Source organism: Massilia agilis (assembly GCF_024756255.1).
GTDB lineage: Bacteria > Pseudomonadota > Gammaproteobacteria > Burkholderiales > Burkholderiaceae_D > Telluria > Telluria agilis.
In genome coordinates, this window is sequence record NZ_JANUHB010000001.1 from 751,046 (window position 1) to 766,329 (window position 15,284).

At 63.9% G+C, this 15,284-nt stretch carries 16 protein-coding genes; all 16 read right to left on the bottom strand.

Annotated elements, in window-relative coordinates; translation table 11 throughout:
• Positions 1-31 precede the first annotated feature (31 nt).
• The 16 genes from map to nuoG all read right to left on the bottom strand — a co-directional run bounded on the left by map (position 32) and on the right by nuoG (position 15,273).
• Positions 32-799 (bottom strand): type I methionyl aminopeptidase, encoded by a 768-nt coding sequence (map, locus tag NX774_RS03375; RefSeq protein WP_258820725.1) that lies wholly within the window; start codon positions 797-799, stop codon positions 32-34.
• A complete protein-coding gene (locus NX774_RS03380) occupies positions 796-1,008 on the bottom strand; it encodes a ParD-like family protein (protein WP_258820726.1) in 213 nt (70 codons plus the stop codon). Before NX774_RS03380 ends, map begins: the two co-directional genes overlap by 4 nt.
• A gap of 66 nt (positions 1,009-1,074) precedes the next feature.
• Positions 1,075-1,383 carry a hypothetical protein gene (locus NX774_RS03385; RefSeq protein ID WP_258820727.1) on the bottom strand — a complete coding sequence of 103 codons (309 nt, stop codon included), beginning with the start codon at positions 1,381-1,383 and terminating at the stop codon, positions 1,075-1,077.
• A gap of 1 nt (position 1,384) precedes the next feature.
• Positions 1,385-2,617, bottom strand: a complete 1,233-nt coding sequence (locus NX774_RS03390; RefSeq protein WP_258820728.1) for an MFS transporter — start codon at positions 2,615-2,617, stop codon at positions 1,385-1,387.
• 151 nt (positions 2,618-2,768) lie between these two features.
• Positions 2,769-3,278: a 2-C-methyl-D-erythritol 2,4-cyclodiphosphate synthase gene (gene ispF, locus NX774_RS03395; RefSeq protein ID WP_258820729.1), complete on the bottom strand. Its 510-nt coding sequence runs from the start codon at positions 3,276-3,278 to the stop codon at positions 2,769-2,771.
• A gap of 19 nt (positions 3,279-3,297) precedes the next feature.
• Complete coding sequence (gene ispD, locus NX774_RS03400) at positions 3,298-3,987, bottom strand: 2-C-methyl-D-erythritol 4-phosphate cytidylyltransferase (RefSeq protein WP_258820730.1); 690 nt, start codon at positions 3,985-3,987, stop codon at positions 3,298-3,300.
• A 200-nt stretch (positions 3,988-4,187) separates the two neighbouring features.
• Complete coding sequence (locus NX774_RS03405) at positions 4,188-4,751, bottom strand: NUDIX domain-containing protein (protein ID WP_258820731.1); 564 nt, start codon at positions 4,749-4,751, stop codon at positions 4,188-4,190.
• A gap of 187 nt (positions 4,752-4,938) precedes the next feature.
• Positions 4,939-5,253, bottom strand: a complete 315-nt coding sequence (locus tag NX774_RS03410; RefSeq protein WP_258820732.1) for a DUF2818 family protein — start codon at positions 5,251-5,253, stop codon at positions 4,939-4,941.
• Positions 5,254-5,256: 3 nt separating this feature from the next.
• Positions 5,257-6,750: an NADH-quinone oxidoreductase subunit NuoN gene (gene nuoN / locus NX774_RS03415; RefSeq protein WP_258820733.1), complete on the bottom strand. Its 1,494-nt coding sequence runs from the start codon at positions 6,748-6,750 to the stop codon at positions 5,257-5,259.
• Between the two features lie 15 nt (positions 6,751-6,765).
• Entirely contained in the window at positions 6,766-8,256 is a 1,491-nt protein-coding gene (locus tag NX774_RS03420; protein ID WP_258820735.1) for an NADH-quinone oxidoreductase subunit M, read from the bottom strand.
• A gap of 20 nt (positions 8,257-8,276) precedes the next feature.
• Positions 8,277-10,340, bottom strand: a complete 2,064-nt coding sequence (gene nuoL, locus NX774_RS03425; protein ID WP_307731090.1) for an NADH-quinone oxidoreductase subunit L — start codon at positions 10,338-10,340, stop codon at positions 8,277-8,279.
• 44 nt (positions 10,341-10,384) lie between these two features.
• Positions 10,385-10,693 (bottom strand): NADH-quinone oxidoreductase subunit NuoK, encoded by a 309-nt coding sequence (gene nuoK / locus NX774_RS03430; protein ID WP_258820736.1) that lies wholly within the window; start codon positions 10,691-10,693, stop codon positions 10,385-10,387.
• Complete coding sequence (locus NX774_RS03435; protein ID WP_258820737.1) at positions 10,690-11,328, bottom strand: NADH-quinone oxidoreductase subunit J; 639 nt, start codon at positions 11,326-11,328, stop codon at positions 10,690-10,692. The genes nuoK and NX774_RS03435 overlap by 4 nt, the downstream gene beginning before the upstream one ends.
• A 21-nt stretch (positions 11,329-11,349) precedes the next feature.
• Entirely contained in the window at positions 11,350-11,838 is a 489-nt protein-coding gene (gene nuoI, locus NX774_RS03440) for an NADH-quinone oxidoreductase subunit NuoI (RefSeq protein WP_258820738.1), read from the bottom strand.
• Positions 11,839-11,854: 16 nt separating this feature from the next.
• A complete protein-coding gene (gene nuoH, locus NX774_RS03445) occupies positions 11,855-12,937 on the bottom strand; it encodes an NADH-quinone oxidoreductase subunit NuoH (RefSeq protein ID WP_258820739.1) in 1,083 nt (360 codons plus the stop codon).
• A complete protein-coding gene (nuoG, locus tag NX774_RS03450; RefSeq protein ID WP_258820741.1) occupies positions 12,937-15,273 on the bottom strand; it encodes an NADH-quinone oxidoreductase subunit NuoG in 2,337 nt (778 codons plus the stop codon). The genes nuoH and nuoG overlap by 1 nt, the downstream gene beginning before the upstream one ends.
• Positions 15,274-15,284 lie beyond the last annotated feature (11 nt).

A 15,284-nucleotide genomic window follows, 5' to 3' on the forward strand; every position in this document is an offset into this window, starting at 1 on the left:
CGATGCAGTGCACGGCGCCGCAAGCGCAAGCTCAGTGTGGCATCTTCTCGCCGGCGCGCAAGGTCAGCACCCGCACGCCGTTGTTCGTCACGGCCACGGTGTGCTCGAACTGCGCGGACAGCCGCCCGTCGCAAGTGACGACCGCCCAGCCATCGTCCTGGGTTTCAACGTCGGCCCGCCCCTGGTTGATCATCGGCTCGATGGTGAACACCATGCCTTCGCGCAGCACCACGCCGGTCTTTGGCCTGCCCCAGTGCAGCACCTCGGGCGGCTCGTGCATTTCGCGGCCAATGCCGTGACCGCAGTATTCCCTGACCACCGTGTAGCCGTTCTTGCGGGCGTGCTGCTCGATCGCATAGCCGACGTCGCCCAGCCTGGCGCCGGGGCGAACCGCCTTGATGCCCTTCCACATGGCCTCGTAAGTCACCTGCACCAGCCGCTTGGCCTGGGCCGACACCTCGCCAACGAGATAGGTCTTGCTGGAATCGGCGATATAGCCATTCTTTTCCAGCGTGATATCGAAATTCACGATGTCCCCGCTTTGCAGGAACTCGGTGGCCGAGGGCACGCCGTGGCACACCACGCTGTTGCGGGACGAGTTCAGCGCATACTCAAAACCATACTGGCCCTTGCTTGCCGGCCGCGACTGGAGCGTGTTGACGATGTAGTCGTCCACCAGGTCGTTTACCTGCATGGTCGTCATGCCGACCAGGTCGAGCCCGTCCAGATAGGCAAATACCTGGGCCAGCAGCTTGCCCGATTCGGCCATCAATGCGATTTCTTCCGGTCGCTTGGTCATTGCATAGCCACCTGTAACGCTTGCGGCGCAACGCCTGCGGCACGCAGCTCGCGCGCTACGATCTCGTTGAAACTGAGCGTGGGGTGCATTTCGCACAGCATGCCGATCTTGATCCAGAACGCCGCCTGCGCGTTGATCGAGCGGCACGACACCGCGCTCGCCTTGCGTATCTGGTCGTGCAAATCGTCGTCAATGTTCACAATGCCCATGCTGCCCTCCAATATACGAAACATATACGAATCATATACTCAACAACAGCAGGATGGCAAGCGCGATCAGATACGGATGCGGCGGTACTCGGCGAGGAATTTACGGGCCTGCGCGCGCGTCAGCACCACCACCGGGTCGCCGTGCCAGGCGTACAGGTAGGGCTCGCCGCCCAGCCGGTCGGTGAGCTTGGCCGACAGCAGGAAGCAGGTGCCGGGCGGGTACAGCGCGGGGTCGGTGAGCTTGCGGGCGCAGTGCACGCGCAGGGTCGGCGCAAACGCCTGCCCTGCCATGGGATGGATTTCGAGGCGGCCGCTCACCGGGTCATGCACCGATTCCACCGCCACCTCGCGGTAGGCCCAGGTGTCGCGCGCCATGTCAGGCCTTTGCCGCCGGCAGTGCTTGCGCCTTCGCTACCGGCGCCTCGCGGATCGGCAGGTTCACCAGCGCCGCGCCGAGCGCCAGTACGATGTCCGCGTACCACATCCAGCGGTAGTCGCCGAAGTGGACGATCGACAGCCCGCCCAGCCAGGCGCCAAAGAAGCCGCCGATCTGGTGCGACAGCAGCGTCAGCCCGAACAGCGTGGACAGGTAGCGCATGCCGAACAGCTTGGCGACCAGGCCCGCGGTGGGCGGCACGGTGGCAAGCCAGGTGGTGCCCAGCGCGGCGGCGAACAGGTAGAAGGTGAGCGCCGTCTTGGGCGCCAGCAGGTACAGCGCGATGATCACCGCGCGGCTGCCGTACATGGCCACCAGCAGCCACTTCATGCGGTAGCGCGCGGCCAGCGCACCGGCGCCCAGGCTGCCGGCGATGTTAAACAGGCCAATCAGGCCAAGCGTGGTGCCGGCCACACCGGCCGGCAGCCCGCACAGCGACACCTCGCCCGGCAGGTGCGTAACGAGGAAGGCGATATGGAAGCCGCAGGTGAAGAAGCCCGCGTGCAGGCACAGGTAGCTGGGGTCGCGCAGCGCCTGGCGCAACTGTTCGGTGAGCGTGATGCCGCCGGAACCGGTGGTGGCGCTGTGCGGCGGTTTGCCGCGCATTGGCCAGGCCAGCGGAATGGTGAGCAGCGTGGAGACGGCCATGAACAGCATCGCTTGTACCCAGCCGGCCGCGTTGATGATCGCCTGCAGCAGCGGCGAGAACACGAACTGGCCGAACGAGCCGCCGGCGTTGATGAAGCCCGACGCGAACGGCCGGCGCGCAGCCGGCAGGCGCTGGGCGGTGGCGCCGATCAGGATCGAAAAGCTGCCGGCGCCGGCGCCCGAGGCGGACAGGATGCCGAGCGTGACCATCAGACCCCATTGCGAGCTGACGAAAGGCGTGGCCGCCAGCCCCACGGCCAGCAGCACCGCGCCGACCACGATCACGCGCGCCGAGCCGTACTTGTCGGCCACCGCGCCAAACACCGGCTGCGAGGCGCCCCACATGAACTGGCCAATGGCCATCGCAAAGCTGATCGCGCCGATGCCAAGGCCGGTGGCGGTGTTGATCGGCGAGAGGAACAGGCCGGTGGTCAGGCGCGCGGCCATGGTGATCATCAGGATCGCGCTGGCCGACAGGATCAGCAGCCACGCGGCGCGGGGACTCATCTCGTTGTGGTCACTCATCAAGGGTTTCCTGCAAACACACGCACGTCGTCCCCGCGCAGGCGGGGACCCATGCTGAGCAAGCTGCCAAGGCACCTTGCGGCGCTACGACAGCGCATAGTCAGCATGGGTCCCCGCCTGCGCGGGAACGACGTAGCGGTAATGGTTCAGATCAAGCCGACCGGATCAGCATGGCCACCGCCTCGGCCGCCATGCCCTCCTCGCGCCCCAGGTAGCCCAACTTTTCGTTGGTCTTGGCCTTGATGTTGACCTGCTGCGGCGACACGCCCACGTCCTCGGCAATGCGCGAGACCATGTGCGGGATGTGCGGCGCCATCTTGGGCGCTTGGGCAATGATGGTGGCGTCGATGTTGCCGATCGTGTAGCCGGTATTGAGCACGCGGCTGGCGACCTCGCGCAGCAGGGTGCGCGAATCGGCGCCGGCGAACATCGGGTCGGTGTCGGGGAAATGCTTGCCGATGTCGCCCAGCGCGGCCGCGCCCAGCAGCGCATCGATGATCGCATGCAGCAGCACGTCGGCGTCGGAGTGGCCCATCAGGCCGAGCCGGTGCGGAATGGTCACGCCGCCGACGATCAGCTTGCGGCCCTCGACCAGCGCGTGGCAGTCGTAGCCGGTGCCGATGCGAAACGGCGGGGTTGGATTGTAGGATGCAAGTGCCATGGTTCGTGTCTGTCTTGGGTTAAGGCGCCGCCAGGTACATCTCGACAATCTTGATGTCCGATGGCAGCGTCACTTTCAAATTCCGGGGATGACCTTCCACCAGTTTGGGGGCAAGGCCAAGGGCTTCAACCGCACTGGCATCATCGGTAATGGTGCTCGGGTCGGTCGCGGCTTCCAGCGCGTCGGCCAGCAGGCGGAAACGGAACATCTGCGGGGTCTGGGCCAGCCACAGTCCGTCGCGCGACAGCGTGGCCACCTCGTCGTTGATGGCGCGCTTGACGGTGTCCACCACGGGCAGCGCCAGCAGGCCGCCGACCGGATGCTCGCCGGTTTCCCCGATCAGCTTTTCGATGAGCTCGGCATTCAGTCCCGGGCGCGCGGCGTCGTGCACCAGCACCCAGTCGCCGGCGTGCAGCTGGTTTTCCAGCGCCCACATGCCGTTGCGCACCGATTCCAGGCGCGAGGCGCCGCCGCAGCGCAGCACCGTTACCCCGTCCGGCGGCACCACGGTGTCGATGACCGGGTCGTCCACGCTGACCACCACGAAGGTGTGCGCGATGAGCGGGCTCGAGCGGAAAGCGTCGAGCGTGTGGCGCAGCATCGGCTTGCCGCCGATGGGCAGGTACTGCTTGGGCGAACCCGCACCCATGCGCGCGCCGACACCGGCGGCAGGCACGAGGGCGAAGTAACGGGGAGCTGGCTGGTTCATGCTTGCGGTCTGGTGCGTTTTGCCGAATCAATAAGAGACTGTACCTCACCTTGGCCATCTTTGCTCAGGGCGCGCGGCCCGGCGCAGGCGGCCGTACGCGCGACCACCTGATTCCACTTTCGGCAAATGATCGGGATGCGGTTTGAGGTGGCGCATCCCGCGCGCAAGAAAGGACTGCTATGCGCGCTGCGCGCAACGCCTCAGCCGGCCTGGGCAGGCGTCCAGCTGCCGGAGAGGATCTTCTCCAGCCAGAAGGTGCCGATGATGGTCTTCACATCGGTGATCTCGCCGCGGCGCACCATGTCGAGCATCTCGGGCAAGGTGACGGTGAAGGTTTCGAGGAACTCACCCTCGTCGAGTTTGGCCTGGCCGGCGGTCAGGTCACGCGCGAGGAACAGCTCCAGGTGCTCGTCCGAATAGGCGATGGCGTTGTGGATGGTGCACACGAATTGCCAGTCTTGGGCCGTGTAGCCGGTTTCCTCTTCCAGCTCGCGCTTGGCGCAGGCCAGGTGGTCTTCGCCCGGGTCGATCTTACCGGCCGGGAATTCGACGAAGACGCGGTCGTTGGGGTAGCGGAACTGGCGCTCGAGCAAAATGCGCCCGTCCGGCAGCAGCGGCAGGATCACCACCGCGCCGGGGTGGCGGATGAACTCGCGATGGGTGATGGCGCCGTCGGGCAGGCGGATGCGGTCGCGCTCGACCTTGAGGAACTTGCCGTCAAATGCGGTTTCGCCGTCGAGGCGGGTTTCTTTGAGGTGGTCCATGCGGGATTTCGTCGTTGTCTGCGTTTGCCAACCGCTTCAGCTGACTTCACCCGCAGCCTCTGCATGTCGTCCCCGCGAAGGCGGGGACCCACAGACAATGTGCAGCAGAGCGAAACGCCGCATCGTCGCACACTCAGCATGGGTCCCCGCCTCCGCGGGGACGACGACTCAACCGATCGGGTAGGATTCAGCCGCGGCGTTTGCGCAGGTAACGCAGTACAAACCCGGGAAACGCCAGCACGACGAACATGCACGCGGTGATCGCATAGAACTCCCAGGTCTGCACGAACACATTGCCGATCCGGGATTCGAGGCCGCGCGCAAGCAAGCCGACGACGAAGTATAAAACAATCAACTCGAGAAGGCGCACGATGAAGGGTTTCGTGCGCCCCTGCCCGGCTTTCCATGGCAGGAAGCCGAACACGCGCTCGTTGAAGAAAGGCAGGTTGGCCGCCACCAGGGCGACGGCGATGACCAACCAGCTTGCGAGGGAAACGTCCAACGCTTACGACGCCAGGGTGGCTTTGATCGCGGTCAGGCAGGTGCCCAGCAGTGCGCCCGGCATCACGCCCAGCAGCACCACGGCCACGCCGTTAAGCGACAGCACCACGCGCATGTCGAACGGGGTCGCGATCGCGGTCGTGTCGGCCGGCTCGTCGAACCACATCACCTTCACCACGCGCAGGTAGTAGTAGGCGCCGATCAGCGAGAACAGAACGGCCACGATGGCCAGCCAGATCTGGCCGGTGGCGGTCACCGCCTGCAGCACGGCCCACTTGGCCATGAAGCCCATCATCGGCGGCACGCCGGCCAGCGAGAACATCAGCACGGTCATCACCACGGCAAACCACGGGCTGCGCTTGGACAGGCCCTTGAAGTCGGCCAGTTCTTCGGCTTCGAACCCCGAACGGGCCAGCATCATGATCAGGCCGAAGGTGCCGACGGTGGTCAGCACGTAGGTGATCGAGTAATACATCGCGGCGCTGTAGGCCGGGGCCATGTTGGCGGCATTCGCGTCCGCGCCACGGCCGACCACGCCGGCCAAGAGGCCCAGCAGCACGAAGCCCATCTGCGCAATGGTCGAGTAGGCCAGCAGGCGCTTGATGTTGGTCTGCACGATCGCGGTCAGGTTGCCCACGGCCAGCGACAGCACGGCCAGCGCCATCAGCATCTGCTGCCAGTCGAACGCCATCTGCGGCAGGCCTTCGACCAGGATGCGCAGCGCCATGGCGAACGCGGCCAGCTTCGGCGCGCCGCCCAGCAGCAGCGTCACGGCGGTCGGTGCGCCCTGGTAGACGTCCGGCACCCACATGTGGAACGGCACCACGCCCAGCTTGAACGCCATGCCGGCCACGATGAACACCAGGCCGAACACCAGGATGGTGTGGTTGGCGCCCTGGGTGGCGATGATGCGGGTGATGTCGGTCAGCATCAGCGAGCCGGTCGCGCCGTACACCATCGAAATGCCATACAGCAGGAAGCCCGAAGCCAGCGAGCCGAGCACGAAGTACTTCATGGCCGCTTCGGTCGAGACGGCGTGATCGCGGCGCATCGCCACCATCGCGTACAGCGACAGCGACATCAGTTCCAGGCCCAGGTACAGCGACAGCACGCTGTTACCCGAGATCATGACCATCTGGCCCAGGGTCGAGAACAGGGTCAGCACGTAGAACTCGCCGCCCAGGTTACCCGACAGCATGCCACGGTCGGTCGCGTACTGGCGCGAATAGACCAGGGTGATGCCGGTGGCCAGGTAGGTGAACAGCTTGAGCAGGTTCGCCATCGGGTCCGACACGAACATGTTGTTGAACGTGTAGGTCGTCGCGCCGCTGTTGAAGTCGGCGAACGAGAAGACTGCCGCACCGGCCAGCGCAAGCAGCGTCAGCACGTAGGTGATCGACCGCTTCGACTCCGACAGGAACATGTCGATCAGCAGGATCGCGGAGGCCGCGACCAGCATAAAGATTTCGGCGTAAACCGGGATCAGATTGTTAGTCATTTGAGTCAATACCATTTAGTGAGGCAGCTTGGACTGGGCGACATGCGCGAGCAGGTCGGAGACCGAAGTCTGCATCGTGTCGGTGAACGGCGCCGGGTACAGGCCCATGTACAGCGTGAGCAGTGCGAGCACCACGAACATGAAGAATTCGCGGCTGTTCAGGTCGGTCAGCTCCAGCACATGCTTGTTGCCCGGTGCGCCGAACACGACGCGCTTGACCATCCACAGCGAGTAGGCCGCGCCCAGGATCAGGGCGGTGGCAGCCAGCGTGCCGATCCAGAACTGGTACTTGACCGAGGCCAGGATCACCATGAATTCACCGACGAAGCCCGAGGTGGCCGGCAGGCCGCAGTTGGCCATCGCAAAGAACACCGAGAACGCGGCGAACTTCGGCATCACGTTCACCACCCCACCGTAGTCGGCGATCTGGCGCGAGTGCATGCGGTCGTACAGCACGCCGATGCACAGGAACATGGCGCCCGAGACGAAGCCGTGCGAGATCATCTGCACGATACCGCCCTGCACGCCCAGGTCATTGAAGATGAAGAAGCCCAGGGTGACAAAGCCCATGTGCGCGATCGACGAGTACGCCACCAGTTTCTTCATGTCGGCCTGCACCAGCGCCACCAGGCCGATGTAGATCACGGCGACCAGCGAGATGGTGATGATGAACGGGGCCAGGTAGTGCGAAGCGTCCGGGGCGATCGGCAGCGAGAAACGCAGGAAGCCGTACGCGCCCAGTTTCAGCATGATCGCGGCCAGCACCACGGAGCCGCCCGTCGGCGCTTCCACGTGGGCGTCCGGCAGCCAGGTGTGCACCGGCCACATCGGCACCTTCACGGCAAACGCCATGAAGAATGCCAGGAAGATCAGGATCTGCTCGTTCATCGTGAGCGGCAGTGCGTGCCATGCCAGGATGTCAAAGCTGCCGCCAGCGCGGTTGTACAGGTAGATGATCGCGATCAGCGTCAGCAGCGAGCCGAAGAAGGTGTACAGGAAGAACTTGAATGCCGCGTACACACGGTTCGGGCCGCCGAACACGCCGATGATGATGAACATCGGGATCAGGGTCGCTTCGAAGAAGAAGTAGAACAGCAGGCCATCGAGCGCTTCGAACACGCCGACCATCAGGCCCGACAGCAGCAGGAACGAACCCATGTACTGCGCCACGCGCTCCTGGATCACTTCCCACGCCGAGATCACGACGATGATGGTGATGAAGGCCGTCAGCGGCACGAACCACAGCGACAGGCCGTCAATGCCCAGGTAGTACTGGATGTTGAAACGCTCGATCCAGGCCAACTTTTCGACGAACTGCGGACCGTGCGCGAAATTGTTGAAGCTCGTGATGAGCGGGATCGTCGGCAAGAAGCTGACGATCGCGCCGATCAGCGACAGCACGCGGGTAAAGCCGGCGTTGTTGTCGCGGCCAACAGCCAGGACCAGCACGCCGAACAAGATCGGAAGCCAGATCGACAGGCTCAGGTATGGAAGTGTCTGATTCATTGTCTTTGTCTATGCCTGATTTATGCGTGCCAGAACGGGAAGAAGTACAGCAGCGTTGCCAGCACGCCGACGATCATCACGAACGCGTAGTGATAGATGTAACCGGTCTGGAACGTGCGCACGATGGCGGCGAACCAGCCCACCAGCTTGGCGCTGCCGTTGACGAGCAGGCCGTCGATCAGGCCGCGGTCGCCCACCTTCCACAGGCCGCCACCGAGGGCGCGCGCGCCGCCAGCGAAGACCACTTCGTTGAACTTGTCCATGTAGTATTTGTTGTCGAGCAGCGTGTAGATCGGACGCAGCGCGTTATAGAACAGTTCCGGCACCTTGCGGTTGACCATGTAGCAGTAGTACGCCGCGGCCACGCCAGCCACCGCGAGCCAGAAGGGCACGGTCGTCACTGCATGCATGCCCATGGCGGCCGCGCCGTGGAACTCGTGCGCCAGCTCTTCCATGGCCTTGTGGTTCTCGCCCACGAAGATGACGCCCTTGAAGAAGTCGCCGAACAGCATCGGCTGGACGGTCAGGTAGCCGATGATCACCGACGGGATCGCCAGCAGCACCAGCGGCAGGGTCACGACCCACGGCGACTCGTGCGGCTTGTCGCCCGGGTGCAGGCCGTGGTGGTGTTCGCCCTCGTGGTCTTCTTCTTCATTGTGCGCATCCGAGTCGTGGCCGTGGCTCACGTGGTGGTGCTTCTCGTTCCACTGCTCCTTGCCATGGAAGACCAGGAAATACATGCGGAACGAGTAGAAAGCAGTGATGAACACGCCAGCCATGACGGCGAAGTAGGCGAAGCCCGAACCCGGGATCTCCGAAGCGGCGACCGCCTCGATGATCGAGTCCTTCGAGTAGAAGCCCGAGAAGAACGGGGTGGCGATCAGGGCCAGCGAACCGATCAGCGAGGTGATCCAGGTGATCGGCATGTACTTGCGCAGGCCGCCCATGTTGCGCATGTCCTGGTCGTGGTGCATGCCGATGATGACCGAACCGGCACCAAGGAACAGCAGCGCCTTGAAGAATGCGTGGGTCATCAGGTGGAACACGGCCACGTTGTAGGCCGAAGCGCCCAGCGCCACGGTCATGTAGCCCAGCTGCGACAGGGTCGAGTAAGCGACCACGCGCTTGATGTCGTTCTGGATGATGCCCAGGAAACCCATGAACAGCGCGGTGATGGCGCCGATGACGATCACGAACGACAGGGCCGTATCGGACAGCTCGAACAGCGGCGACATGCGCGACACCATGAAAATGCCGGCGGTAACCATGGTCGCGGCGTGGATCAGCGCCGAGATCGGGGTCGGGCCTTCCATCGAGTCCGGCAGCCACACGTGCAGCGGGAACTGGGCCGATTTACCCATCGCGCCGATAAACAGGCAAATGCAGGCGGCGGTGAGCAGCGGCCAGCCGATGCCCGGCACCGTCAGCGTTGCCAGCTGCTCGCGCTGGGCGAACACGTCCTGGTAGTTCATCGAGCCGGCAAACGCCAGCAACAGGCCGATGCCGAGGATGAAGCCGAAGTCGCCGACGCGGTTCACCAGGAACGCCTTCATGTTCGCGAAGATCGCGGTCGGGCGGGTGTACCAGAAGCCGATCAGCAGGTAAGAGACCAGGCCCACTGCTTCCCAGCCGAAGAACAGCTGCAGGAAGTTGTTGGACATGACCAGCATCAGCATCGAGAACGTGAACAGCGAGATGTACGAGAAGAAGCGGTTGTAGCCTTCGTCGTCGGCCATGTAGCCGATCGTGTAGATGTGCACGCACAGCGACACGAAGGTGACCACGCACATCATCATCGCGGACAGCGCGTCGATCTGGAAGCCGACCGTCATCTTCATGCCGGCCACCGTCATCCAGGTGTAGATGTCGCCATTGAACGAGGCGCCGTTCATCACCGCCATCAGGGTCTGCACCGAGATGATCAGCGCGATCAGCACGCCCAGGATGGTCGCGCTGTGCGAAACCTTGCGTCCGACTACGTTACCAAGGAACTTGGTACCGAGCAGGCCTGCGATCGCGGAGCCTGCGAGCGGCGCCAGCGGGACAGCCAGGAGCAGGTTAGCGTCGAGAGAATTACCCACCATTGTTGAACCTTTTATTTAATCGAGGATGAGTTATCAATAACCGCTTAGCCCTTCAGGCTGTCGAGGTCTTCCACGTTGATCGTGTCCAGGTTGCGGAACAGGACCACCAGGATCGCCAGGCCAATGGCCGATTCGGCCGCCGCCACGGTGAGGATGAAGAACACGAAGATCTGCCCTGCCGCGTCGCCCAGGTAATGCGAGAAGGCGACGAAGTTCAGGTTCACGGCCAGGAGCATCAGCTCGATGGCCATCAGCAGGATGATGACGTTCTTACGGTTCAGGAAAATGCCGACGATCGAGATCGCGAACAGGATCGCGCCCAGGACCAGGTAGTGTGCGAGCGAGAGCGTCATTTTGCAGCCTCCTTGTTTGCTTCTGCAGGAGCGGCAGGCGCCTCTTTCACCGCTTGCATCTTCACGATCTTCAGGCGGTCGTTGCGCTTGACGCGCACGGCCAGGCCCGGGTCGATCGCCTTGGTGTCCTTGCGCTTACGCAGGGTCAGGGCGACTGCGGCGATGATCGCCACCAGCAGGATCGCAGCGGCGATCTCGAAACCGTAGATGTACTGGGTATAGATCAGCATGCCCAGTTCCTTGGTGCCGCCGATGTTGCCGGCGTTGGCCGCAGCGTTCTCGTTCACGCCGAGGAAGCCGCGCCACAGCACCGCACCCATCTCCAGCACGATCAGGGCGCCGATGCCGCTGGCTAACGGCAAGTAGCCCCAGAAGCCTTCGCGCATCCGGTCGATGTTAATGTCGAGCATCATCACGACGAACAGGAACAGCACCATCACGGCGCCGACGTACACGAGCACCAGCACGATCGCCAGGAACTCGGCCTTGAGCAGCATCCAGATACCGGCCGCGTTGAAGAACGCGAGCACCAGGAACAGCGCGGCGTGCACCGGGTTCCGGGCGGTAATGACGCGCAGTGCGGCCAAGGTCATGATGACCGCGAACGCGTAGAACAGAAAAGTTTTGAATTCCATGTCTAACCCAGGACCTTGTTATTAGCGATACGGCGCGTCGGCTTCGCGGTTGGCGGCGATGTCGGCCTCGTAGCGGTCACCGACGGCCAGCAGCATCTCTTTGGTGTAGTAGAGATCGCCGCGTTTTTCGCCGTGGTATTCGAGCACGTGGGTCTCGACGATCGAGTCGACCGGGCAGGACTCTTCGCAGAAGCCGCAGAAGATGCACTTGGTCAGGTCGATGTCGTAGCGCGTGGTGCGGCGGGTGCCGTCCTCGCGCTGTGCCGACTCGATCGTGATGGCCATGGCCGGGCACACCGCCTCGCACAGTTTGCAGGCGATGCAGCGCTCTTCGCCGTTCGGATAACGGCGCAGCGCGTGCAGGCCGCGGAAGCGCGGCGACATCGGGGTCTTCTCTTCCGGGTACTGCACCGTGATCTTGCGCGAGAACGCGTAGCGTCCGGTCAGGGCCAGCCCCTTGAAGAGTTCGGTCAGCATGAAGCTGCCGAAGAAGTCTTTTAAACGATCCATGATGTAATGCGCTTCCTTACTTCCAAATGTTCCACGGGGTCTGCATCACGGCAGCGACCAGGACCAGCCACACCAGCGTCAGCGGGATGAACACTTTCCAGCCCAGGCGCATGATCTGGTCATAGCGGTAACGCGGGAAGGTGCCGCGCACCCAGATGAACAGGGATACGAACATGAAGGTCTTGGCGAACAGCCAGAAGAAGCCGCCGAAGCCGCCGCCGAACTCCAGGAACGAGAACGGAGCCGACCAGCCACCCAGGAACATGATCGATGCCAGCGCGCCGACCAGGATCATGTTGCCGTACTCGGCCAGCATGAACATCGCGTACGACATGCCCGAGTACTCGACCATGTGGCCGGCCACGATTTCCGACTCGCCTTCCACCACGTCGAACGGGTGGCGGTTGCACTCGGCAAGACCGGAGGTGATGTAGATCACGAACAGCGGCAAGAGCGGCAGCCAGTTCCAGGACAGGATGTTCAGGCCGTGGCTGGCCATCATGCCGCGGGTCTGGCCGGCGACGATGTCCGAGAAGTTCAGCGAGCCCGAAACCATCAGGATCACGACCATCACGAAGCCCATCGGGATCTCGTACGAAATCATCTGGGCCGAGGCGCGCATCGCGCCCATGAACGAGTACTTCGAGTTCGACGACCAGCCGGCGATGATGATGCCGTACACCTCCATCGAGGTGATCGCCAGCAGCAGGAGCAGGCCGGCGTTGACGTCGGCCAAGGCAGCCTGCGGGCCGAACGGCACCACCACCCAGGCGGCCAGTGCCGGCATGATGGTCATGATCGGGCCGATCACGAACAGCGCGCTGCTGGCCTTGGTCGGGATCACGATTTCCTTGAACAGCAGCTTGACCGCGTCGGCGATCGGCTGCAGCAGGCCGGCCGGGCCCACGCGGTTCGGGCCGACACGGATCTGGATCCAGCCGATCAGCTTGCGTTCCCACAGGGTCAGGTAAGCGACCAGGCCCATCAGCGGCAGCAGCACCACCACGATCTTGATCAGGGTCCAGACCAGCGGCCACACACCACCAAGGGTGGCGGCGCCGGTGGCGTTCAGAGTATCAATAAAACCGGGCGTTGCCATTACTTGCCCTCCCCTGCTTTCTCAACATTGATGGTGCCGAACATCGCGCCCAGGCTGGCCACGGCCGGATGGCCGGCAGCCACGCGCACGGCGTTCGCCGGCAGCGTCGGGTCCACGTTCGCCACCAGGATGGCCGAGCCATTGCCCTGGGTGACCTTGACGCTGTCGCCCGCTTTCACGCCCAGCTGCTCGGCCAGGGCCTTCGGCAGGCTGACCAGCGGCGCGTTGGCGTCGGCGGTGCGCTGCAGCGGCTCGGAACGGCGCACGATGGCGTCGGTGTAGTAGATCGGCACGTTGGTCACGCGCTCGAGCGAACCGGCATTGCCGTAGGTGGCAGCAACGGCCGGCACCTTGGCGATGTTGTTCAGCTTCGCGGACACGTCGAACACGCCCTTGCCCAGCACGTCGTCGCGCACCTGCTCCGAAGTCTCGAAGTCGAAGCCCGGCAGCGACAGCAGGTTGCCCAGCACGCGCAGCACCTTCCAGGCCGGACGGGTCTCGCCCAGCGGACGCACGGTGCCGTTGAAGCTCTGTGCGCGGGCCTCGGCGTTCACGAACGTGCCCGAGGTTTCGCTGAACGGCGACACCGGCAGCAGCACGTCGGCGTAGTCCAGGCCGTGCTTGAACGGCGACATCACGACGACCATTTCGGCGGCACCCAGCGCGGCACGGGCTTGCTGCGGGTTGGCGCAGTCCAGCTCCGGCTCGGCGTGCAACACGACGAAGGCTTTCTTCGGCGATGCAAAGGCCGATTCCGGCTTGGCCACGGCGCCGGCCAGGTAGCCGCCGACGCTGTTGGCAGCGTCCAGCAGGTAACCGAACTTGGCGCCGGTTTGCTCGGCGATCCATTGTGCGGCCACGTGCAGCTTGCTTGCCTGCGGGTGCTGCGCGGCAGCGTTACCCAGCAGGATGGCGCCCGGCAGTTCTGCACCGGTCTCGACCAGGGTGGCGGCAATCGCCTTGGCGACGTCGCCGGCCTGGATGGCCTCGAAGCCGGCCGGGGCGGCAACGCCCTTGGCGGCGGCGACGGCCACGACGATCTCGGACAGCGCAGCCAGCCATTCGGACGGCAGCACGGTGATGTTCTTCGCGGTCGGGATCAGGTTCTCTTCGGCGGTGCCGTTGATGATCGTCAGCTTGGCGCCGGCCTTGGCGGCAGCGCGCAGGCGGGTGGCGACCAGCGGGTGGTCCTTGCGCAGGAACGAACCGATCACCAGCACGCGCTTGAGCAGCGAGATGTCGGCAACCGGCATGCCCAGCCAGGGCACCACTTCCTCGTCCAGCGCAAAGTCGCTCTGGCGCAGGCGGAAGTCGATGTTGGCCGAACCCAGGCCGCGCGCGACCTTGGCCAGCAGGTGCAGTTCTTCCAGCGTCGAGCCGCCGGCGGCAACCGCGGCGATGTGCTCGGCGCCGTGCTCGTGGCGGATGTTACGCAGGCCGTGGGCCACGTATTCCAGCGCGGTCTGCCAGTCGGTGTCGATCCACTGGCCGTCCTGCTTGATCATCGGGTTGGTCAGGCGGTCGGCATTGTCCAGCGCCTCGTACGAGAAGCGGTCGCGGTCCGACAGCCAGCATTCGTTGATCGCCTCGTTCTCCAGCGGGAGCACGCGCATCACCTTGCCGCCCTTGACCTGGACGATCAGGTTCGAGCCGAGCGAATCGTGCGGCGACACCGACTTGCGGCGCGACAGTTCCCACGGACGTGCCGAGTAGCGGAACGGCTTGGAGGTCAGCGCGCCCACCGGGCACAGGTCGATCATATTGCCCGACACTTCAGAATCGACGGTCTTGCCGACGAAAGTCGAGATTTCCGAATGCTCGCCGCGGCCCAGCATGCCGAATTCCATCTGGCCTGCCACTTCCTGGCCAAAGCGCACGCAGCGGGTGCACTGGATGCAGCGGCTCATCTCTTCCATCGAGATCAAGGGGCCGGCTTCCTTCGGCGCGACCACGCGCTTTTCTTCCTTGTAGCGCGATTCGCTCTTGCCGTAACCGACGGCCAGGTCTTGCAGCTGGCACTCGCCGCCCTGGTCGCAGATCGGGCAGTCGAGCGGGTGGTTAATCAGCAGGAACTCCATCACCGACTTCTGGGCCTGCACGGCCTTGTCGCTGTGGGTGCGCACGATCATGTTCGGGGTCACCGGGGTGGCGCAAGCTGGCAGCGGCTTGGGCGCCTTCTCCACTTCCACCAGGCACATGCGGCAGTTCGCTGCGATCGACAGTTTCTTGTGATAGCAGAAGTGCGGAATGTAGGTGCCGAGTTTGTTGGCCGCGTCCATCACCATGGAACCTGGCGGGACCTCGACTTTTTTGCCGTCTATTTCAATTTCAACCATTTGATCGTTAC